The sequence below is a fragment of the Rhodospirillales bacterium genome (assembly GCA_016712595.1).
In the GTDB taxonomy this organism is placed as follows: Bacteria; Pseudomonadota; Alphaproteobacteria; order Rhodospirillales; family Defluviicoccaceae; genus Defluviicoccus.
This window is the reverse complement of sequence record JADJQT010000001.1, coordinates 1,513,632-1,536,296: the sequence shown is the minus strand read 5'-3', so window position 1 is coordinate 1,536,296 and position 22,665 is coordinate 1,513,632. Positions and strand designations below refer to the sequence as shown.

Genomic DNA, 22,665 nt, shown 5'->3' with positions numbered 1-22,665 from the left:
ATCACATCGTTTCATCGATGCGGTCGGCTTGGAGCCGTCGGCGACGGTATCGATTTCGACGAATTCGAGAATGGATTGACGATGACCGCGACGAACGCACGGCTGATGGCCGGCAAAAAGGGCCTGATCATGGGCGTCGCCAACGACCGTTCGATCGCGTGGGCGATCGCCCGGTCGGTACATGCCCACGGGGGCGAGGTGGCGTTGACCTATCAGGGCGAGGCGCTGAAAAAGCGCGTCGGCCCGCTTGCGGAGCAGATCGGCTGCGATACGCTGTTGCCCTGCGATGTCGCCGATGCGGACAGCGTCGACGCTGTATTCGCTGCGCTTGGCGAGCGTTGGGGTGAACTCGATTTCGTTGTCCATGCCATCGCCTATTCGGACAAGGAACAGCTCAAGGGCCGCTATGTCGATACGACGGCGGAGAATTTCACTCAGACGATGCTGATCTCCTGCTTCTCGTTCACTGCGGTCTGTCAGCGCGCGCAGCGGCTGATGCCGCGCGGCGGCAGCCTGCTCACCCTCACCTACATGGGTTCGGAGCGGGTCATGCCGCATTACAACGTCATGGGCGTCGCCAAGGCCGGGCTCGAAGCCAGCGTGCGTTACCTCGCGGAAGATCTCGGACGGCAGAAGATTCGCGTCAACGCCCTTTCGGCCGGGCCGATCAAGACACTCGCGGCCTCCGGCATCGGCGACTTCCGCTATATCCTGAGATGGAATCAGCACAACGCGCCGTTGCGGCGCAATGTCACGCTCGATGAGGTCGGTAACTCCGGCCTCTACCTTCTAAGCGACCTGGCCACCGGCGTGACCGCTGAGACCCATTACGTCGATTGCGGTTTCAACGTCGTCGGCATGCTGGCGCCGGATGCCGCGGAGCCGATTCGCGATATGTTGGCCTCGTTCGCGCCCAGCCGTCCTGATGCCGGGTAGCAGCTTCGGCCAGCAATTCCGCCTTACGACGTTCGGCGAAAGTCACGGTCCTGCGATCGGCGGCATCCTCGACGGCGTCCCCCCGCGCCTGCCGCTCGTCGAAGCGGACATCCAGTGGTGGCTCGATCGCCGCCGGCCCGGTCAGTCACGTTTCACCACCCAGCGGCGCGAGTCCGACCGGGTGCAGATCCTCTCCGGCGTTTTCGAGGGCCGTACTACCGGCACACCGATCGGTCTTCTGATCGTCAACGAAGACGCGCGCTCGAAGGACTATTCGGCGATTAAGGATCTGTTCCGCCCTGGCCACGCCGATTTTACCTACCAGGCAAAATACGGCATTCGCGATTACCGGGGCGGTGGCCGATCAAGCGCACGGGAAACCGCGGTACGGGTCGCGGCGGGCGCCATCGCCCGGCGGGTGTTGGGTGACGGCGTGCGCATTCGCGGCGCACTGATTCAAGTCGGCCCACATGCCATCGAACGCGACCGCTGGGATTGGGATGAGGTCGAGCACAATCCCTTCTGGTGCCCGGATAAGGCGATGGCCGAACGCTGGGCCGGCTTTCTCGATGCGGTGCGCAAGGACGGCTCGTCCGCTGGCGGCATCGTCGAGGTGGTGGCGAGCGGCGTGCCCGCCGGGCTGGGGGAGCCGGTGTTCGACCGCCTCGATGCCGATCTCGCCAAGGCGCTGATGAGCATACCGGCGGTCAAGGGCGTGGAAATCGGCGCTGGTTTCGCCGCCGTGGCGATGTCGGGTCGCGCGCACAACGATGCCATGCGGATGGACGGCGATCATCCCGTCTTCCTCTCCAACAACGCCGGCGGCATTCTCGGCGGCATCTCCTGCGGCGAGGACATCATCGCCCGCCTCGCGATCAAGCCGACGAGTTCGCTGTCGTCGTCCCAGCAGACGGTGAGTCTCAGCGGCACCAACGCCGAGATCGTCACCAAGGGCCGGCATGATCCGTGCGTTGCCATCCGCGGCGTTCCGGTCGCCGAAGCAATGATGGCGCTGGTTCTTGCTGATCACCTGCTCCGCTATCGCGGACAGTGCGAATAATAATGATTCCTTATGACAATCCCACATTCTCGTTAACACAACGCGCGTACACTATGATGGTTGTTGGCTGGAGACGAAGATGCGCGGCGACGATGAGGGGTTTATCGACGAGCAGCTATATCTCGCCGAGATCGATAGCCTGACCGGTGTCGCCGTCTTCTCGCCTTCCGGAACGAAGCTGGGAGCGCTGGGCAGCGCTGTCGTCAGCCGCCGATCTCAGACGATCACCTACGTCATCCTCACGCGCACGCGCTTGCTGGGTTTGCGCCGCGAACGTTACATCGTGCCGGCGAGCGCGCTAACACCGTCCTCGGAACACGGTGGTTTTGTCCTCGACCTAGCGACATCGGCGACCGTTGGAACCTCGAAGCCAGCGACGGAGCCCGCCGCTCCCGAACGCCTGGACCCGGCACGCGACGAGTGATTTCGCGCACCGGCGAGCACTAAGCCGCCGAGCGGTTGTGCCAGCCGGCAAGGAGCCGCGCTTGCACGCCGAACCACTGCCGCGTTCCGATCAGGGGCGCCGAGGCGATCAGCTGGGCGAGGTCAAGATTGGAGAAATGCGTCGCGAAATTGCGCGAGAACGGCAGCGCCCACGCACGCAAGCCCACCTCCGCCGTCAAATGGCGCAGCAAGTCGATCGTCAAGATGCGATCGGGGTGACAGTCCTCGGAAATGTCGGCGACGACCCCGTCCAATGTTTGCAGGGCCTTGCGGAAAATCACCAGGTCTCCGCCGAATCGGCATCGCGCCTGGGTGACCGCGTCGTCCAGCAGATCCATCGCCCAGGTCAGGCCCGGCCAGGCGCCCTGACTTAAGCGTCCGACCTGATTGTCGACCAGGGCGCACAACGCACCTTCATCGCAACGGCCGCCGGCGAGGTCGCTGACGGACTGGCGGATGCGTTGCGAATCGAGGGTGAGCGCTCCCACCAGAATCTGGGTCAGGCATACTCTGTCGCTCTTGGTCAAACGTCCGACGAGGCTCCAGTCGAGGATCGCCAGCCGGCCGTCATCGGTGCTGAACAGGTTGCCGGCGTGCGGATCGGCATGGAACAGGCTCGACTCGCCAGTCGACCAGATGGGATGGACAACCAGCGCGCGGAACACGAGGCTCGCCAGCTTGCGGCGCGCGCGCACCGATGCCGGCTTCGCCTCGGTCACCTTGCGACCGTCGATACGCTGCATCGCCGTCAGGCGCGGTGTCGAGAACGGATAGACCTCCGGGATGACGATCGACGGCATATCGGCGAACGTCTCGCGGGCAATCGCCATGTGCGCCTGCTCGCGATCGAGGCGGACCTCCCGCGCAAGCAGCGCGCTGACTTCCTCGAACGTGCCCTCATAGTCGATGCGCGGCAGACCGTAGGCTTCGCATCGTTCGTCGAGCAGCACGCTGATCTGCCGCAGCAGCGCCAACTCCTCGTTTAGTTTTGCCTCGATCCCGTCCTTTAGCAGCTTGAACACGCCGCGACGATCCGGCCCTCCCTCAGGCGGTGGCGAGACCGAGAACGGCACAACGACGGCCACGCTCGCTTCCGCCAGCGGTGGCTCGTCGATCGAAAGCCCCTGCGCTGCGAGCGGCCCGATTTCCGCTTCAATCATCCGGCGCGCATCGTCGATACCGAGATCAGCCGGCATTGTTTCCAGGTCCTGCAGGAGCCGACGGAATTCGCTCGGCAAGCGCCGGTCTCGCGCCAGCACCTGCCCCAGCTTGTGCAGCACGGGACAGTGCCGGGCGATCGCCACAAGCCGCTGTTCGATGCTGGCCGAGGCCGGCAGCATCGCTTGCTCACACAGGATTTCGAAGGCGCGGCCGGAGTCGAGATGCTCGAGAAAATACGCCAAACCGTCGACGATCGCCGGCCGAAAGCGCGCAAATGCCGGTGGCACAAGCGCGCCGAAGTCGACCGACTCGCGGAACTCATCCCAATCCGTCACAGCCCGTTCCTATCGTCTGTTGGCTTTCGCTCGCCGCTGACTCGAAAACTGCCCGGTTGCGCGGCCCCGTTCGGCGGCGCGACCCGGTCCTGCGGCGCGTCCGCCCCTGGCAAGACTATAGGGCACGCTCCAACGCCGGCAAAGCGCGCCCTTTCGAAACCAGCGGACACGAAAGCCTGCCGTCACCAAAACTGGGCACGGCGAATGGTGGCGAACGCTTTAAAAGCGCGGCGCGTCGCCCGCCGTCACAGCGGCACGCTCTGCTTGGGCCTATCTTGATGCGTCAAGAATGCGGAGATCAGATGCCTGTGTTCGGTCATGAGCGAAGTCGACCGTCATCCCTCCGGCAGAACGCGCAGAGCATCCGCCGGCGGCGCGCACGGCTCATCACTCAGCTTACGGCCGCCGCCGTGTGCATGGGCTTGATCGGCGCAGAGGTAGCGCTGGCCGCTGACCGTTATGCCACCTCGCAGAGCCCGCACTGGCGCGTGGGTGATGTCAACCCAGCGCTGAGCGCTGCATGCCGCAAGCATCGGTTCAATCAGATTGTCGACCAGCGACGTTTCATCGCCTATCTCGGCAACGTCGGAGACGGCATCACCGGCATCGCCAAGAAAGGCTGGAATCTGCGCGATCCAGACCGGCAGGGCGTTGATCACGCGACCTACCATTTTGCCGATGACGGTCTTTCCACCTGCCGGGTCTACGTCGCGTTCGACAAGACCCCTTCTCCTTAGGTCTATCGATCGGCAGGTCTATCGATCGGCGGGCCTTGCGCTTGAGCCGGCCCGCTTCCGATGACGTTGCTATTTAGAGAATTTCCAGAACCCGTTCCGGCGGGCGCCCGAGACGTGCCGCGCCATTGATGACGACGATCGGACGCTCGATGACCTCCGGATGAGCGAGCATCCCTTCGATCAACGCCTCGTCGTCGAGCGCGGAATCGTCCAATCCCGCCGCTTTCGCTTCCGCTTTGCGCAGAAGCTCGCGCGGCCGCATGCCGAGCATCATCAGGATCTGGCGGAACTTGTCACGCTCAGGCGGATTAGTCAGATACGCGACGATGCGCGGTTCGATGCCGCGCTCGCGCAGCAGCGTCAGCGTGGCGCGGGATTTCGAGCAGCGCGGATTATGGTAGATCGTTGCGGACACGCTTGGCATTCTTCCTCGCTATATGAGCGGAAGCACTGTGTGGCCGGCCCCTCATGTCAGCCTTTCGCTTCCTGACCCGAGACCAAATCTAATTGGCAACTTCGGATGGAGTCATGCGATTTTCGCTATGGACGTGTTCTCGCCTGCTGCTGATCGCAGGCGCTTTCATCGCTTTGTTTATGACGATCGCGCCGGCTGGCGCCGCCGCGCCGGATGAACCGCAAGGCGTATCCACCAAAGACCTGCGCGCGCTTGCAAGCAGTATCGAAGATGAAGGCAAGCGCAAGGAGTTGTTGGCAACGATCAACGCGCTGATCGCGGCGAAAGAATCCGAACCTCCGCTTCAAACCGCAGATGTCGTCAACGCGAGCGCTCTCAGCTTCGTATCCGATATTGCCGACGAAGCCCATGTAGCCTTAACAGACGTCGCGAATTACTTCAACAACTGGCCACTGCTCACGAGCTGGATCAATACCACTTGGAACGCTCCAGAGGCGCGGTCGAGAAGCATCGATCAAATTCTCGCGTTCATATCAATCTTTGCCGCCGGGTGGATCGCTGAATATGTCGTCTGGCGCCTTTTGTCGCCAAAGCGGCATCAACTCGGATCGAGCGCGCGGCCGGGGATGGCGCGTGCTTTGGCCATTCTTGCCCGCACGTTGCTCGATCTGTTTCCCATGTGCGCGTTCTTTGCCGCCGGTTACGGGGTTTCCGCTTTAATCGAACCCGCGACCAACGTGCGTGCAGTCGGTCTCAACTTCGTCAATGCCTACGTCATCGGGCGTGTGCTCATAACCGGATCGCGCATGCTGCTGGCGCCGAGCGCGCCGTCCTTGCGGCTCCTGCCCATCGGGGATGCCGCCGCGCGAACCTTAAGTCGCTGGTCCAGGCTGTTCGTCATCGTCGGTGTCGCGGGTTTCTTTCTGATCGGCGCCGCGGTGCTGTTCGGCATGCCGAAGCGTGGCGCCCAGGCGCTGCTCGTCGCCCTCGGGTTGATTCTGACGGTCTTAGCGATCGTTTTCGTGTTGCGATACCGCCGAACGGTTGCGGATTGGCTGCACGCCCACGCCCGCGCAGCCTCCAAGCGACTTGGCGCGGCGCAATTGCTCCACGGCCTCTCCACCATCTGGCACATCCTGGTGATCGCCTACATCGCAGGTTTTTTCATCGTCGCCGCCTTCCAGATTCAAGGCGGGTTTTCCTTTATGATGCATGGGACCCTTTGGTCGATCGCCATCGCCGTCGGCGCATGGCTGGCTCTCATCGCCACGCGTCATTTCGCCGAACACCTCAGGCATGCCGCGGCGACGGACCCGACTGGGGCTTCCACGCTGCGGAACCGCGCTTTGTACTACGTTCCGCTTGCACACACGTTCATTCGCCTCATCGTCTGCGCAGCCACGATCGTGTGCCTTCTGGAGGCATGGAATTTCAGCGCCTTCGCCGCCCTGGAACGGCCGTTCAGCCAGCGGGCGATGACCGCGGGGTTCGATATTCTGCTCGTTGTCGCGTTTGCCATCCTCGTCTGGGAAATCGCAAGCAACGCGATTGAACACTATCTGACGATCAGTGGCCGGGACGGCACGGCCGTGCAGCGCAGTGCCCGCGTCCGCACCCTTTTGCCGCTGCTCCGCAAGGCGCTGTTTATCGTGCTGACCGTGATGGTCACGCTGATATCGCTGGCCGAAATCGGCATCGACATCGCACCGCTTCTCGCCGGCGCAGGGGTGCTCGGCCTCGCGGTCGGCTTCGGCGCGCAAAAATTGGTCCAGGACGTGATCACTGGCATTTTCTTGCTGATCGAAGACGCGCTCGCCGTTGGCGACGTCGTCACCGTTGCCGGCATCGGCGGCCTCGTCGAGGATATGTCCATTCGGTCGATCCGCCTGCGCGATCTATCCGGAAATGTCCACACCGTACCGTTCAGTACGGTCGACACCGTCACCAACATGACCAAGGACTTTTCGTACTACCTGCTCGACATCGGCGTCGCCTATCGCGAGGACACGGATGAAGTCGCCGAGGTGTGCCGACAAATCGTCGAGGAACTGCGCGCCGAAGAGACCTTCGCTGCCGATATCCTTGAGCCCTTGGAAGTCCTCGGCGTCGATCAATTCGCCGACTCGGCCGTCATCGTCAAGGCCCGCATCAAGACACGACCGATCAAGCAATGGGCGGTGGGTCGTGAATTCAACCGGCGCATGAAAAAGCGCTTTGACGAACTCGGGATCGAAATTCCCTTTCCCCATCAGACGATTTACTTCGGCGTCGACAAACGCGGCAAGGCCCCACCCGCATTCGTCCATCTCGATCCCGCCTTGTCCGCCTCGCCTGCATCGCAGTCGGCGCCGGACCAGCCGGAGACCGGGGAGCCCGGCCAGCCGCCCGCCCCCCCGGGCAACCGGCCGGAGGCCGCAGCACTTCCGTCCGCCCCCACAACCGCGACCGATGACGTCATCAGCGATGACACCACGGGCAAATTACGGCAGGCAACGGGCGGCGCGGCAACGCCACAGGTCGATGCGGACAAAATTGAGGGGCCGAGCCGGACCGTGCGCCGAACGACGCCGGATCTGCCGAGTTAATCGGCAAATTCGCACCACAAACTAAAAAGCAGCGACCGCGGGGGAGCGGCGCTGCTTTTTCACGAACGGCCTACGACCGCTCCTTCGACGACACCCTATCCGATCTCACGCCCAGCCCTCTTTATCGAGGATCAGTCCCGCGTGCGTTCTCGATGTCTTGCTCTTTTTTGTGATCATACGTGTGGCTTGTCTGATAAACAATACCTATCAGTGACCAATGTGCTTCCTCACCACCTCAGCGAGTTAAATCGCACGAGGAATTGGAGCCTCGCCGATCGGACGACCGGATGTCGACACCCAAGGAGCAGAATTGGCTGGGCCTGTGGACGCTATACGCCCGCGAAGTCCGGCGTTTCGCCAAGGTCTATAATCAGACGATCGTAGCGCCGGTCGTTACCACGCTGCTTTTTCTCGCTATCTTTGCGCTGGCGCTCGGCCATACCACCGATCCAGAACGCAATGCCGCCTACCTCAGCTTCCTCGCCCCGGGGCTGGTCATGATGGCGATCACACAGAACGCCTTCGCCAACACGTCGTCCTCGATCATCATCGCCAAGGTTCAGGGCAATATCGTCGATACGTTGATGCCGCCCTTGACCGCGCATGAACTGACGCTCGGACTTGCCATGGGCGGTGTGACCCGCGGCCTCGCCGTTGGCGTTGCCGCATCGCTGGCAATGACGGTGTTCGTACCGTTCCACATCCACGACGCGGCGGTGATGGCGTTTTTCGCCATCACCGCCTCGCTGATGCTCTCACTGCTCGGGCTGGCTGGCGGAATCTGGGCGGACAAATTCGATCATATCGCCGCGGTCACGAACTTCATTGTCGTTCCGCTGTCATTTCTCTCCGGTACGTTTTATTCAATCGACCGGCTGCCGCCGGCCCTGCGTCACGTCGCCCAGTTCGATCCGTTCTTCTATATGATCGATGGATTCCGCTACGCGTGGACAGGACACTCGGACATCAATATCGGGCTTGGCATGGCGGTAATGTCGGCGAGCTGCGGTGGCTTGTGGTACCTCTGTCACCGCATGTTCGCCACCGGCTACAAGCTCAAGGCCTGAAGCGGCTACCTCCCGCATGCCGCCTCCGCCGAGAGATCCGCTCTCATGCGGCGCGCCAACGCACAGGTCGGACCGTCAACCACCTTGCGCTCGAGCGCAAGGTCTTCGATCGCACAGATCAGATCGGCGATCGCACCCGCGACGCGTCGAAGCTGCTGCAGCCGGCAGTCGGCGGGATCGGGATTGTCGGTCGCATCGACATCAATGACGACATCGCGCAGACGCGTGCTCCACACTTCCTTCGGATCGCGGAAGCGCTCCTCGAAGACAGAATATCCAACGATGTCGTACCTGCGCGATGCGCCGTCGATTTCGCGCAACATGCCGTCGCCGATCGCCTGCTGCCAGTCGCGGTAAATCCATGCCTGCCTGACGCCGAGCGCGCGCATCGCCATCGGGCAGCTCTGTGCGAGGTGGTTCTCGTCCACTGGCGGGCATGCGAGCATGCGGACGATCGTTTGCGCAAGACGACGGGAGACGTCACGTTGCTGCTCCGCCGCAAGGCCGACAAATCCGATCGGATCGACGATCTGGTGGCGCGACAGGTCATGCTGGAGGTCGGCGACAAGTTGGGCCGCGATCCGCTCCAGCAGAGGACGGTCTTCCAAAAGGGTGATCCCCCAGAGCAAAGCGAGGTTGCGCAACACCTGCAACTCGACCTCGGGTGCGTCGGCAAGAGCGGATTCCAGCGAAACCACCGCGCAGCGAAGCGCTTCAACCGAATCCTGATCGCCGTAGAACAGGTGCGACTGTTCGAGCTTGATCGCGCGGATCCAGCCAAGCACCGCGGCGATGCGGTAGCAGGTGCTGATCAACTTGTACTGATTAAACGTCGTCGGCGGCGCATCCGAACGGAGGTATTGGCAGCGTCTTTTGACCAGGATCTCGTCGAGCCGCCATAAAAGGTTGCCGGCGTCCGCAGCCAGGGGCTGGGCGTAACGCTCGTATATCCCCCGCCTTTCCTCGACTTTTTGCTGACGCCTTTGCACAAAGGGAATGATGAAACTGGTCACGACGGCAATAACCAAGCCGGTGGCGGCACCAATCAGCGTGGTATAGACGTCGTCGCTCACCCTTCATCCCCCGGCCGGACATCAGCACGGCTTTTTGGCGAGGCGTGCCGCCGATCGGCGCCCGCCTGCCTATGGCATGCAACCAAGCAAGGTAACGCCGGCCGACGCATGTGGGCAAGTGCGCAGCCCCGCTCAGACGGGTTCCGATCCCGGAGCCTTCGTATGCCATATAGCTGCAAGGAACACCGCCTTGGCCCGCGGCAGGACGGCCGCGGCGAGAACAAAAGACAGTGTTGGCCACAACGTCATGCCGACCCATGCCGGCCAAGTCGCGATCGCCTCAATCGTCGCGGCGAGCGGAATGACAACGTGGCCGACGACGAGAATGGTCAACCACGGCGGCGCATCGTCGCTACGGATATGACCGAACGCCTCGCCACAAACGGCACAGTGGTCGACAGGGGTCAAATAGGTGGCAAAGAGAGCGCCTTGCCCGCATCGCGGACATCGATGCGTCAGCGCTCGCCATTCCGCGCGTAGAAATCCGGGCCGGCCCCTTCGGCGCGCCGCATGCATGCCTTTGTCTCGATCCTGTCTAATCGTCCGCTCGCAGCAGTCCCCGCCGACCGCGCTTCACCTCACCTTTTAACCGTACCCGCTCTGACAAACAATACATCCTGGCGCACCTTGCGGTCGGGTGAAAGCGGATGACGGTCAAGCAAGATTAAAGAATTCGCGCCGGACCCCACGCCGCTTGACTCCGCCGAGCGCCATCCATGCCGTCAATAAGGCTTCTTTAACCCTCGCCCTTTAGGCTTGCGATAGTCATTCGCAGCCATCCAAAAATGGCGCTTGTCGCACTCAACAGGTACAGTGAGCGAGAATGTGGCATTTCCTCGAGAATAAGCAAATCCGTTTCCGTATCGGCCTTGCCGTGTTTCTCCCCCTCATTGTACTTGTCGGCCTCTCCGCTTATCAGGTTAACGTCAAGCTTGCCGAGACGCGTCGGATTGACCGGCTGAGTGCGCTGGTCGATCTCGCACCGGTGATCAGCAGCCTGATACACGAACTGCAAAAAGAGCGCGGGATGTCCGCCGGGTTCATCAGCTCAAAAGGCGCCAAATTTGCCGATGACATCCCCGCGCAGCGCCAGCACAGCGACGGCGCGCTGACGGCTGTCAACGCCGCGTTTGCCGGTGATGCCGCTGGCCTGAGCGAATCCGGTCTTTCGCCGTTTATCCGTGATGCGCGGCAGGGCCTCGACCAATTGCCCGCGATGCGGAAGCGCATTTCCAGCCTAGAGCTTCCCGTCAAGGATGCCGCCGCCTATTATACAGGCACGATCGCCAGCCTGCTCGGTATGATTGAGCAACTCGCCGTTGTCAGCGACCAACCGCGCGTCTCTCGTGCGGTCGTCGCCTACATGGCACTCTTGCGTGCGAAAGAAGCAGCCGGCCTTCAACGGGCAATGGGCGCTGCCGGGTTCGGCGCCGGAAAGTTCGAACACGACGTCTACGTGCGTTTTCTTGCGATGATCGCGCGACAGGAAACCTATTTCGAGCAATTCCACCGATTTGCCAGCGACGCGGCGCAGAAATTTCTCAGCGACACGGTCTCCGGCCCCGCTGTCGACGAGGTCGCGCGCATGCAGCGGGTTGCAGTCGACAGCCTTCGCACCGGGACGACGGAAGGCATCCAGGCCGGTGACTGGTTTAAGCAGATTACCGCCAAGATCGACCTCCTGCGGCTGGCCGAGGAATTCCAGAACAATGAGTTGCGCCAGATCACCCAAGAATTGCGCGCTGATGCGCGCTACGATTTCAACGCGATCCTGATCGGGGCAACGATCATCGCCCTCATGACGATCGGGTTTGCCCTAGCCATGGCGCGCACCGTCACCGCGCCGATCAGCGCGATCGTCGCGACCATCCGCCGCCTCAGCGAGGGTGATACCGACGTCAAGGTCGTCGGCGCCAACCGACGCGACGAAATCGGCGCCATCGCCCGCGCCCTCAAGGTGTTCCGTGACAATGCCGTGGAAAAGGTCCGCCTTGAAGGCGAGCGCCAGGAAACAGAGGCGCGAAACCTTGCCGATCGCAACAATGCGGTGATGGAGATGGCCAACCGCATTGAGCGCGAAACGAAAGATTCGGTGACCCATGTCCAGGACGAGGCCAAACGGATGGCCGGCGTCTCCGCGGAAATGTCGCGGCTGACGGAACAGACCGGCGTCAACGCTCAGCACGTTGCCGCCGCCTCGAATGAGATGCTGACGATCGCCGAAACCGTCGCCGCCGCCGCCGAGGAACTTGCCGCCTCATCGGACGATATCCGCCGTCTGGCAAGCACGGTCGGCGACATTTCGCGGTCGGCGACAGGCGAGGCGCAGCGGGCGGCGCAAACCATCTCGACACTCGTCGAAGCCGCCAACAACGTTGGCAGCGTTCTCGACCTGATCAAGGAAATCGCTGACAAGACAAACCTGCTGGCGTTGAATGCCACCATTGAAGCGGCGCGCGCCGGTGAGGCCGGTCGCGGATTTGCCGTGGTTGCCACGGAAGTCAAGATGCTTGCGGACCAGACGGCGAAGGCGACAGACAAGATAAATAGCCAGGTTCACGGCATGCGCGTGGCCAGCTCCGATTCGGCAACGGCAATCAAGGAAGTTTCCCGGGTTATTGATGAGGTCGCGCAGATCGCTAGCGACGTCGTCAGTTCGGTGGAACAACAGCGCGAAGCCACACAGGAAATCAGTGTCAATATGCAGCAGAACGCCCAAAGCTCGCGCGAGGTGACAGAGCGGATCTCGGACGTCTCCGACGCTGCCAAGGCATCCAGCGAGCTTGCGGGCGGGGTTTTGCAGACCTCCGAAGCGCTGCAGGCTTCGGTCGCCGCTCTTCGCCAGACGATCAACCACATGACTCGCGCCAGTGCGGGTGCCGATCGTCGGGAGTCGGAACGACGGGACGTGAACCTTCCCGTCACCGTCGTTGCCGGAGGCGCGCGCGTGGATGGCCGGGTCGCGAACATCTCCGCCGGCGGTGCCAGCATCGCCGTTCAAGGTAAATTTTCGCCCGGCGAAGCACTCACGCTACAAATCACCGGCGAAAGCAAGCCGATTACGGGAAAGGTTGTCACATATCGACCGGACGAGGCGCGTTTGCATGTGCAGTTCGATCAGGCCCGCGCGATCGGTGCCGATAAGCCGGCGATCGAGGACCCGGCCCTCAAGGAAAAGAACAGCGGGAACCCAATCGCACGCGCGGCTTAGCTCCCGTTCTGGCGGGCGCCGATTCATCCACTTTGAGCCCGGCGCTCGCCGCAATCACCCCTCTTAGGTTCATGTCGCCGATGAGCGCGGCAGTACCCCGCGCGCAAAATGGCATTGCTCGCGGGGAATAACCCTTCGATAATCGCTGCCAACAATGGATCGCTTGGCGATTAACGGTCGCTCGGGCGACGTCCTTTGGTAACTGCGATGGATAGGATTGTTGGCATGGGCGGCGAAGTGAAGTCGATCGTCAGTCTCTTGCCTTATCTGAGGCGCTATGCGAGAGCACTCACGGGCTCCCAGACCCGGGGCGATACGTACGTGCGTCTGTGCATCGAAACAATTCTTGCCGAACCCGCACGCATGGAGCACGGCGATGCCAAGCTCCGACTTTTCCAGGCTTTTCACGATGCCTGGCGGGCAGTCGATAGCGAAGAGGTGACGGCTTTCGGCGCGGTTCCGGGAGCAACCGATCGTTCGCGCGTACGCTCAGGAAGCGGTCTTGCGGCACTGCCCGCGGTCGAACGCCAAGCCTTGCTGCTCGCCCATCTCGAAGAGTTCACCTTAACCGACATCGGCGAGATTATCCGGCTTCCGATCGATGCGGTTTCGCAGTTATTGGATCGCGCCCGCGACGATCTTAATCTCGTATCCTCCGTCTCGATTCTGATCATCGAAGATGAGGCGCTGATCGCGATGGAACTCGCGCGGATCATCCGCGAACTGGGCCATCACGTGTGCGGAACGGCCTCGCGTCAGTCCGAAGCTGTTGCGCTGGCGGCTCAGTCCCGCCCGTCGTTGATCCTGGCCGACATCCAACTCAAGGGCAATGACAGCGGTATCGACGCCGTGCAGGAGATTTTACAGAGCGTCGATGTACCGGTCATCTTCGTTACCGGGTACCCTGAGCGGTTGCTGACGGGCGAAGCGTTGGAGCCGGCGTTTGTCATTCCCAAGCCCTTCAGTCCGCAGATGCTCAAAGCGGCGATCGGACAGGCCCTCACAGTCGTTGGTAGTGACGATGCGGATTTGCTTGAAACCTGAACGGTAATAAGCGCACCCGCGTTCGTATAGACAGTCGCGATTAAAAATCCGCTGCCATATCAGGATTTAACCGGGCTTTGATTCCGTCCGGTTATTCCAGGGAATGACGATCTGGCAGGCAATGCCGTGTCTGCGGTGGTCGATCGTCGCTTTACCGCCGAATTCGTGCGCGATCGTAAAATCAATGAGTCGACTGCCAAAGCCCGTGCGGCGCGGTGGCTCGAGCAGAGGGCCTCCGCTCTCCGCCCAATTGAGCACCAAGCGGCATCCGTCGAGACCATCAACTAACGACCAGTGCACGGAAATGCGGCCGTCCGACGACGACAACGCGCCATACTTGGCGGCGTTGGTCGTCAATTCGTGTAACACCATGCTGAACGCGAGCGCCGCCGAAGGCGTGAGCGAGATCTGCGGCCCCTGGATATCGACATCTTCGCAATTCGCGACCCGGCAATACGGGCGAACCGCCCCGCGCACGACGTCGCGCAGATCGGCGCAATGCCAGTTGCTCTCGGTCAGCAACGTGTGGGTGTTTGCCAGCGCACGGATCCGGCCGATCAACGCCTCTTCGAACTCGGCCAGCGTCGAACTCGCGCGCACCGTCTGCGAGGCCATCGACTGAACGACGGCGAGCGAGTTTTTGACCCGGTGGTTGAGTTCACGCATGACGAACCGCAGGTGCGTCTCGGCGCGCCTTTGCTCGGTGATGTCTTCAATGACCGCGCCGACGCCTTCGATCACGCCGTCCACGAGCACGGGATAAAATTGTTCCCGCCATGTTCTGCGGTCGCCGGGCACTTCGGGTGGTTCCCATTCGATCTCGATGGGCAAAACCGGCTCGCCACTTTGCAGCACCTGGCGCATCAGCTTTTCGGCCTGATCGGCAAGAACCGGGATAATTTCGCGGGGCGTCCGGCCAAGGTGTTCTGACAAGGGCACGCCATCGATTTCCGCCAGCCGCTCGTTGATGCGCATATAGCGCAAATCGGTTGAGAACATCGCAAGGCCGATCGGCGCAGCGTGATAGAGCGTCTCGAGTTCAGCCAGTTGATTCAAGGCCCGCCGCTCGCTCTCCTTCAATGCTTTCTCGTAGCGGTGCTTGTCGGCCATATCGCGGATGATGCCGACCCAGTGGGTGATCACACCGCAGTCGTTCCGGACGGCGTTTAAGCGCCATTCCGTCGCGATGGCGGCTCCGTCACGGGTGCGATCGACATGCTCCTTGCGATAACCGTCAGGCGCGGCCATGGCGTCCGCGACACGACGCGCCCCGGAACCAACGGCGCCGTCGACATGAAGCATATCGAGGCTTTTGCCAATTACTTCGGCGGCACGATATCCGTACAGCCCTTCGAATGCGGCGTTGACGTATTCGATGGTTGGCGGAGCGCCGTCTGCCCCCTGATTGGCGATGATCACGGCGTCATTGGCGGAATCAACAGCCGTCCTCAGCTTGAACATATCCGCCTCCGTTACGTATCCGGGTCTTTCGAGCGACGCGAAGACCTGCTCTCGTATCGTCGGTGTGGCCCAGCGCCGCCGGCGCCCGCGCGCAAACGGCCACAACGAGCCTCACAAACGTCAACCGCCGAACGCCTCGCGACCTTATATATGCTCGGGTCGTGTGCGAACGCGCGCTCCATGCACACGCGTGATTGCCGCCGTAAGGGTTGTCATTCGTCCCCGTGCGGTTTACCAGAGCGCTCCATTACCTCGCACAGGAAGCAACCATGGACTTGCTGCGAATCCTTATCGCTATTCTCCTGCCACCGCTCGGGGTCTTCCTTCAGGTCGGCTTCGGCGGCCAATTCTGGCTGAACATCTTGCTAACGCTTCTCGGATACATCCCCGGCCTCATCCACGCCGTTTGGATTATCGCGAAAAAATGACCACGCCTTCGATGGCTGGGCGCTGGCCCGCCATCGTCGTACGCGCAGCGGCGTTCCGCCGCTTTTGCCAACCGCACCGCCCACCCCTTCGGCGCGCGCCCGGATCGGGACTGTCAGGCGGCAGCATCAACGCAGCGGCGCAGTTCTTCATAACGGGGGCCAAGAATCTCGCGGATTCCCCAGACGAGAGATCCCGGGTTGTCGTACGCGACGAGGCCGTTGCGATTGTGCTGAACGCAATCCAATACCGACTGGTGCGTCGTCAGCACCGGCTTGCCGTGAGCGATCGAAGCCCGCGCCAATTCACCGTCTTGCGGCGCGCGGGCGGGTATGACGACGAAGTCGCAGGCGACGAGAAGCTGTTCAAAAACCGCAGCCGACACGTGGCCGAGAAACCTGCAGGACCGCTGAACTCCTTCGGCGCGCACGCGCTCTTCCAAGCGGTGCCTCACGGTCCCTTCCCCCGCGAACACGAACTGCGCTTGCCGCTTGTCGTGGCGCACGGTGATGATCGCCTCAATCAAAAGGTCGACGCCGGAGGTATAGCTGATCTCACCCGCGAATAGCCCGACCGGCATCGCGGGATCGAGACCAAGGCTCCGCTTCGCCTCGACTTGTCGATCCGCCGCCAGACTTGCTGGCTGGGCAGGGGCCCTTTCGCGCGGGCGCCTCGAACGCACGTCCCGCTCGCCGCTGCCTTCTTCGGCTGCGGAGTCGGCAAACGCGGGCTGGCGCTCCTCTACCGCGCCCCCGCGGGCCGGATTGCGCAAGACACCGGCCACATCCGTTTCGTCTGCGTTCGCGATAGCCACGAACTCGACAGCGGAAGCTGGCTGCGCATTCTCCTGGCGATGATCGCTTATTTCCACTGGTGCCGTTTCCATGCCCTCGGCCGTCCCGGCGGCGGCGGTGATATCCGGCTCCGCTGAACGACGGCCGGGCGCGCTGCCATCAGCCAAAGTCGTCGGCGACGGATCGGTGTTCGGTACGACGGACTCGGGTGGAGCACCCGCCCTGTCGCCGGCGAGCGAACCGCTCGCCGGCGACACGCTCGCCGGACTTGGTTCGACTGCTCGCGTTGATTCGATGTCAGAACCTGGCGCCCCCGTTCCGATCTGCCCGAAGAGCGTGCGAACAAGACGGCGGAAGAACGATACGCGTTGCGGGCAGGAATTCTCCGCCACACCCAACACGCCCGTCTCCGCGCCCTCGCCATGCCCCCGGACGTCCGCGCTGGCAGCGATTTCTTCCGTTTTATCAGTCGTCGGTTCGCAAACGATTTGGTCGTGAACGGTGGTCACGTCCGCCGCCTTGCCAGACTCATCTAGCTCACCAAGCTTATCGGACTCGCGTGCGTACGCACCATCGCCCGCGGTGATGACCAACGGTGAATCAGCCGGCACCTTTTGCGTCGCGCCGGGAAGGGAACCGCCGCCAGATTCGTCAGCCGTGACGATCCTATCGCCTGACCCCGCGACTACTTGCACCGGACGATCGAATTCCTCGAACGTCTCATCAGGCCCCGTTGCGGGCGTCGCCGGCGAGAAAGTCGATAGGACGCCTGCGTCGTCCTCGTAGGGTTCGTTATCCTCTTCGCGAGCAGGGTCCGCCCGCAAGGCCTGCCTTGACAGCGGGAATGACGAACGTGAAACGGATCGACCTTCAAAAGCGGCATCCACACGATTGTCAGCGTCGGGTAACGCAGCCGTCGCGTTCATAGGTGCGGGAGCGCAGGTCGCGAGCACGCCGTCATGCTGTTCAAGGCTCCGGCTGGCAGACGAAACAATGCGCAACCGTGCTGCCGGCGCCCGCATCTCAGCGTCGCGCATCGGCTCAGCGACAGTGGAGCTCGCCGATTCCGCATCGGCAATCGCGGACGAATTTAAGGCCGGCTGCAAGGCAGCGACCAGATCACGCACTTCCGCCTGACGGACACGCTCCGAGCGTGCCTCGAAGCGGACATGCACATGCGTCATTCCCATCGCCTGCGCCCGGCTGAGTACGTCGGGACACGGGGAGTCGGCCATGCCGAAGCGGCGATGCAGACTGCGCGTCTGACCAACGAATAAAGGTGTCGTGCAATTGCCTTCGTGTCGGGCGAAGATGAACACGGCGGGCTCGTCTAGCCAGCCCACGGCGGCGCGAGAAACGGCGAAATCGTAGCGTTTTCCGCTTTCGCCCGCCCAAACCATGATGTGCGGAGTGCACAAGGGAAAGTTGTGAGGAAGATACATCGTACGTTTCCTAGCCACCCGTCGTCGCGCCATCGACTCTCCACGATCGTGCCAGTCACCGGCCGGCTCCCGTTTTATTCGAGAAGGCCGACCCTATTCGGCGGCAAATGTGATCGAGCGTCAGTTCCGCGATCGTTTTCACAATTCTAACATATTTGGAATGAGATCCGTTCTCAAAACGCGGCGATCGGCGGAAAGTTTCATAGCCTGAGCGGCTGGCGCGCATCGTCGGCCGAGGTGGCGAATCGCCGAAGGCCTCGAGCTCAAGCAGGGTTTGACCTCAGGCCAATAAACAATGTGGCTGAATTGGCGCCGTTCAACTTATGGGCGTGATGTCACTGTCAGAGCGGTTAACTGAGAGTATATTTCAACCTCGTCGCCAACGATGGCAGAGATGATTCATTTTTCGACAAACGTGGAATCAGCAGACCAAGCCTACGCGTTTCTAGCGCAGGCAGACGTTGCGTGTGCCGTCGCAGAAGCTCGATCAATCCTCGTTCAGATCTACGTCAGCACTCCCGACTTGAATTGGATTGCTCTTCTCGTCGAAGCAGTTCGGTCGGCCGCCCCCGGGGCGATCATTGCCGGCGCGACATCCGCCGGCGAGATCTGTGAGGGTCGTGTCTCCGTCGGCTCAACCATCATTTCGCTTTCGGCATTTTCATCGACGGTATTGCGCTCAGCGCTACTCCGTCCTTCGCCGATGCAGACTTACGACGCCCCTGCCGCTGACGAGATTCTCGGCGGTCATTATCATGACGCCAAGGCCTTGCTGGCCCTGGCGCCGTCTGTGAGTTCCGAATGCACACGTTCGCTCGCGCGGCTGATAGCACAATTTCCGCACGCTCAAATCATGGGCGGTTATGTGGGAACTAACCGGGCGAACGATACGGCGCTGGTCTTCCTCGGCGATGACATCGTCACTCAAGGCGTCGTCGTCGTCGCCCTCTGCGGGGAAGAGTTACAAGTCGTCTGCCGTCCCTACCTCGGCTGGAAGGCACTTGGGCCAAGCATGGCCATCACGCAAATCAGCGATTTCGTCGTCGAGACCATAAACGATCAGCCTGCCGCCGACGTGTACCGCCATTATCTCGGTCTTGATCCTTTTCGCGATCTGCACCTGTTGGAATTTCCTCTCCTGGTCGAGCGCGACGGCCGCATCATTGCCCGCAACCCGGTGTCCACAGCCGGAACCGATGGCCTGAAAATGATCGCCGATCTCTATGTGGGCGAACACGTAAGGCTCGGGTACGCCGACGTGGATGCGATCATCGAGGACACCCGCGGCGGTGTCGCCAAACTCGCCGAGTTCGCACCGGAGGCGATCTTCCTTTTTTCGTGCGTCTGTCGGCGATTTGCGCTCCAGCAGGACGTGCTACTCGAAACGATGCCCTACCAGGCAATCGCGCCCACGGTTGGCTTTTTCACGTTCGGCGAGTACTTCAGCGAAGATGGTCACCTGCAGGTGCTCAATTCAACGATGGTTGTGGTCGGCTTGCGGGAAGGGAATGCGCCAGCCGCTGGACGACAGCCGGGCGATGGCCGTGACCCGCTCGACCACCTCGGCGATGACCCCTATCGTGTCCGCCACATTCGCGCGACCAGCCGGCTGTTCCAATTTATCGGCGCATTGACGAGCCAACTGGAAGAAGCGAACCGGAAGCTGAGGACCCAGGCCGACTGCGATCCCTTGACCGGCGTGCTCAACCGCAGGGTGTTCGACGAGACCTTGACCGCGGAGGTCTCCCGCTCCGCGCGTTACAATCGCGACCTTGCCCTCGTGCTCATCGATCTTGATCATTTCAAGCGCGTGAATGACGTATACGGGCACGTTGCCGGCGATCACGTGCTCATCGGGATAGCCTCAACGATCGCGGATCTGACCCGCCGAAGCGACGTGTTCTGTCGCTACGGCGGAGAGGAGTTCGCGCTTCTGCTTCCGGAAACCGGACTCGCCGGCGCGCACATGATCGCCGAGCGCATCCGCGTGGCGATCGAACGTCTTGAACTTTTCGACGGCGACATAGCCCTGCCTGCGATCACCGCATCGATTGGGATTGCCTGTCAACCGCACCACGGCCAGGATGCCAAGTCGATTCTGATTGCGGCCGACTCCGCACTTTATCGCGCTAAAGCGCAGGGGCGTAACCGCATCTGCGCGGCTGATGGCGTGCCCGTGGTTAAGCCCTTGCCGCAGCCGCCTAAAGGTCGCTTTTCGCCCGTTTGATCAGTCCGGCGCAGTCGCTGTTCTCGCCCACTCCGGCATCGATGGGCGGAAGCAGCCCCAGCACGGGGGTCAGAATGCCATTGATTATCTTTTTAATCGTCGTATCGACGCCGATTCCGGCAGGATCCGGAAACACCGTCGGACTGGAAATGGCGCCATCGATCGTGATCGGCGCGCGAATACTCAATGGACTGAAATCCTTCGACAGCGGATAAAGCGTCAAGTCGAGGCGTTCGTTGCGCATATCGATGGTCCCGCTGCCGCCGATGTTCGTGTCCGTGGTATCGACGAGCATCGTATTCGTCGTAAACAGCCCGTCCTGCGCGGTGAAATCAGCGACGAGACACCGGATCGGGATCGCCTTGTCACCCTCGATCAGAACCCCCAGCGACTCGGCAATATCAAGCCCGGCGAGCTCGACCAGGAGGTGGCTGATCTTGCCACCTGACATGACGACGAACGTGTGCCCGGACGCTGATCCCAGCAATGCGGCGACCGAGGCACCGGTGGCGTGCAGCTCAACCCGCCCGCCAAGGGTCCCGGAGCTCTGTTCGGCGAAATCGTGACCGTGCATCAGCGCCTTCAGATTGATTTGCGAGAGTGCCGTATCGAGATCGACCTCAACCGGCTTGCGTGAGCCGTAGAGCGAAAGAAAGGTCCGGACCTTGCCGCCGGCGACGTCGAGGACGGCGGGGTGGATGCGCAGGACACCGTCTTCGAGCGACACCTTGGCGTCGAGGCCGGTGACCGGCAGGTCAGGTGCGTCGAGCTGCCGGGCGACGAAGGCGATCTCGGCGTCCATCGCGTTCAACCTGCTGAGATCGATCTCCTTGTTCGGCAGGATTTTTCCGTCAGTCCGCGCGCCGGCGGCGTTGGCATCAGCCTGCTGGCCCTTCTCGCCGCCCGCGCGGGCACCGATGACCGGGGCGAGATCCTTCAGCGCCAGGCGTTCGGATGTGATGTCGGCGGTCAGCTTCATCCGCTCACCCCCGAGATTAATGCCGGCCGATCCACGAAGATCGCTGTCCCCCATCCGGCCGGCGAGGCTGGAGAATTGCCAGTTGGTGCCTTGATGATCGATGTGTCCCGCCATCGCGTAGGGCGGGCTCGGTGGCAAGGCTATTCCCAACAAAGGAAACAGGTTCGCCAGATCGTCACCCTTGACGTCGAAAGACAGGTCAAGATCCTTCATCGCAACCGGATCGGTGAGCGTGCCCTTGATTTTTGCGTTCAGGTCGCCGACGACAAGAGCAACGTCAACAGGATAAGCTTCATCGGACGAGCGAAGACGAGACCAAGCCCCGCCCTTGAAGGTCAGACGCAACGGTTGCGACTGATAGCGGCCCTTCGCCGCGATCTCCACGGACCGATCGGCAGGCGCCTCAGAAATGGTCAAGTTGTCAAGGTCGAGGGCGATGGACTTGTCCGTCGTCGCATCCCGATAGCGAAGCTGCGCCCCCGCAACCTTCAACGCCCGCACGATCGGGATTTCACTGCGCTGTTCAGGCGCTGCGGCACCCGCCGCAGCTTTCGCGCCGCGCGAAACGTCCCAGTTCGCCGCTCCATCGGCATTCTTCTCGAGAAACAGGCGTGGCCGTTCGAGCGAAATCGCTGGAAAGACCAGATGACCGGTCAACAGGCTACGGACATCGAGTGCGATATCAAGGCTGGCAAGCTCGACCATGTCCGCCGGCTTTGCCCATGCGGCGTTGGCTACGCTCACGTCCGAAAGGTGCAGGCGGCTCACCCAGCCCACATCGATATCCGCGTCGCCGGCAATGCGGACGTCGCGACCAACGGCGGCGCTGGTCAAGCGCTCGGCGAGATGAATGAGGTCCGCCTTATCGTAGATCATAAGGCAAAGGGCGACCGCGGCGAAAACGGAGCCGATCGCCGTTACCACCACGGCGAGGCCCGTGGCCACGCCGGCACCGAGAAGACGACCTGCTGTCACGCCTTTTTTCCTTTCCTGACGACGGGTTTCGCGGCCGTCTTCGACAACGTCTCCGCGTTTTCCCCTGTTTCGAGACGGGGGTTTCGGCGCGGCCGTAACGCGCCCGGCGAGGGAAACCCCGCGCGGGCGTTAACGCTCACCGCTCAAAACCGGTTCCTTGCCAGATTCTCTGTCCCGGCGCTTGCGGTCCGGTCGGTGACCGCCGGCAAGGATGCGTGCCGGGTGCGAATAATCTCCGAAGGCCGTTGCGTTTATTGAATCCGTGTGGGGATCGCTTGCCGTGGGTGTACGTT

17 protein-coding genes are annotated in these 22,665 nt (G+C 62.0%); 10 read left to right on the top strand and 7 right to left on the bottom strand.

Going from position 1 to position 22,665, the window contains the following annotated elements; all coding sequences use genetic code 11:
- Positions 1-81 precede the first annotated feature (81 nt).
- The 3 genes from fabI to IPK66_06980 all read left to right on the top strand — a co-directional run bounded on the left by fabI (position 82) and on the right by IPK66_06980 (position 2,420).
- A complete protein-coding gene (gene fabI / locus IPK66_06990) occupies positions 82-936 on the top strand; it encodes an enoyl-ACP reductase FabI (protein ID MBK8175004.1) in 855 nt (284 codons plus the stop codon).
- A complete protein-coding gene (aroC, locus tag IPK66_06985) occupies positions 926-1,996 on the top strand; it encodes a chorismate synthase (protein MBK8175003.1) in 1,071 nt (356 codons plus the stop codon). Before fabI ends, aroC begins: the two co-directional genes overlap by 11 nt.
- Positions 1,997-2,075: 79 nt before the next feature.
- Positions 2,076-2,420, top strand: coding sequence for a hypothetical protein (locus IPK66_06980; GenBank protein ID MBK8175002.1), 345 nt, complete (start codon positions 2,076-2,078; stop codon positions 2,418-2,420).
- Between the two features lie 19 nt (positions 2,421-2,439).
- Here the strand turns inward: IPK66_06980 and IPK66_06975 are convergent, their stop codons facing one another.
- Positions 2,440-3,936: an AarF/ABC1/UbiB kinase family protein gene (locus IPK66_06975; protein ID MBK8175001.1), complete on the bottom strand. Its 1,497-nt coding sequence runs from the start codon at positions 3,934-3,936 to the stop codon at positions 2,440-2,442.
- A gap of 302 nt (positions 3,937-4,238) precedes the next feature.
- Between IPK66_06975 and IPK66_06970 the strand changes: the two genes are divergently transcribed.
- A complete protein-coding gene (locus IPK66_06970; GenBank protein MBK8175000.1) occupies positions 4,239-4,673 on the top strand; it encodes a hypothetical protein in 435 nt (144 codons plus the stop codon).
- 73 nt (positions 4,674-4,746) lie between these two features.
- Here IPK66_06970 and arsC read toward each other — a convergent pair whose 3' ends face one another.
- The gene (gene arsC / locus IPK66_06965; GenBank protein MBK8174999.1) at positions 4,747-5,097 is read right to left on the bottom strand and encodes an arsenate reductase (glutaredoxin); all 351 of its coding nucleotides are present in this window, start codon (positions 5,095-5,097) and stop codon (positions 4,747-4,749) included.
- A 104-nt stretch (positions 5,098-5,201) separates the two neighbouring features.
- On the opposite strand from arsC, the gene IPK66_06960 reads away from it, so the two are divergent.
- Complete coding sequence (locus IPK66_06960) at positions 5,202-7,673, top strand: mechanosensitive ion channel (protein MBK8174998.1); 2,472 nt, start codon at positions 5,202-5,204, stop codon at positions 7,671-7,673.
- A 287-nt stretch (positions 7,674-7,960) separates the two neighbouring features.
- Positions 7,961-8,740 (top strand): ABC transporter permease, encoded by a 780-nt coding sequence (locus IPK66_06955; protein ID MBK8174997.1) that lies wholly within the window; start codon positions 7,961-7,963, stop codon positions 8,738-8,740.
- A gap of 5 nt (positions 8,741-8,745) precedes the next feature.
- Here IPK66_06955 and IPK66_06950 read toward each other — a convergent pair whose 3' ends face one another.
- Together IPK66_06950 and IPK66_06945 are read right to left on the bottom strand one after the other, a co-directional pair.
- Complete coding sequence (locus IPK66_06950) at positions 8,746-9,813, bottom strand: hypothetical protein (GenBank protein MBK8174996.1); 1,068 nt, start codon at positions 9,811-9,813, stop codon at positions 8,746-8,748.
- Positions 9,814-9,945: 132 nt separating this feature from the next.
- Entirely contained in the window at positions 9,946-10,221 is a 276-nt protein-coding gene (locus IPK66_06945) for a DUF983 domain-containing protein (protein MBK8174995.1), read from the bottom strand.
- 415 nt (positions 10,222-10,636) lie between these two features.
- On the opposite strand from IPK66_06945, the gene IPK66_06940 reads away from it, so the two are divergent.
- Both IPK66_06940 and IPK66_06935 read left to right on the top strand, forming a co-directional pair.
- Entirely contained in the window at positions 10,637-13,024 is a 2,388-nt protein-coding gene (locus IPK66_06940; GenBank protein ID MBK8174994.1) for a nitrate- and nitrite sensing domain-containing protein, read from the top strand.
- A 207-nt stretch (positions 13,025-13,231) separates the two neighbouring features.
- Complete coding sequence (locus tag IPK66_06935; GenBank protein ID MBK8174993.1) at positions 13,232-14,068, top strand: response regulator; 837 nt, start codon at positions 13,232-13,234, stop codon at positions 14,066-14,068.
- A 66-nt stretch (positions 14,069-14,134) separates the two neighbouring features.
- Here the strand turns inward: IPK66_06935 and IPK66_06930 are convergent, their stop codons facing one another.
- Entirely contained in the window at positions 14,135-15,529 is a 1,395-nt protein-coding gene (locus IPK66_06930; GenBank protein MBK8174992.1) for a PAS domain-containing protein, read from the bottom strand.
- Between the two features lie 269 nt (positions 15,530-15,798).
- Between IPK66_06930 and IPK66_06925 the strand changes: the two genes are divergently transcribed.
- On the top strand, positions 15,799-15,957 hold the full coding sequence (locus IPK66_06925; GenBank protein MBK8174991.1) for a YqaE/Pmp3 family membrane protein: 159 nt from the start codon (positions 15,799-15,801) through the stop codon (positions 15,955-15,957).
- Positions 15,958-16,070: 113 nt separating this feature from the next.
- On the opposite strand, the gene IPK66_06920 is transcribed toward IPK66_06925, so the two are convergent.
- Positions 16,071-18,191: a glycosyltransferase gene (locus IPK66_06920; GenBank protein ID MBK8174990.1), complete on the bottom strand. Its 2,121-nt coding sequence runs from the start codon at positions 18,189-18,191 to the stop codon at positions 16,071-16,073.
- Positions 18,192-18,585: 394 nt separating this feature from the next.
- Here IPK66_06920 and IPK66_06915 point away from each other — a divergent pair, with 394 nt between their 5' ends.
- Positions 18,586-20,418, top strand: a complete 1,833-nt coding sequence (locus IPK66_06915) for a GGDEF domain-containing protein (GenBank protein MBK8174989.1) — start codon at positions 18,586-18,588, stop codon at positions 20,416-20,418.
- On the opposite strand, the gene IPK66_06910 is transcribed toward IPK66_06915, so the two are convergent.
- Positions 20,393-22,372 (bottom strand): AsmA family protein, encoded by a 1,980-nt coding sequence (locus tag IPK66_06910; protein MBK8174988.1) that lies wholly within the window; start codon positions 22,370-22,372, stop codon positions 20,393-20,395. The two genes, IPK66_06915 and IPK66_06910, sit on opposite strands and share 26 nt — an antisense overlap.
- Between the last annotated feature and the right edge of the window lie 293 nt (positions 22,373-22,665).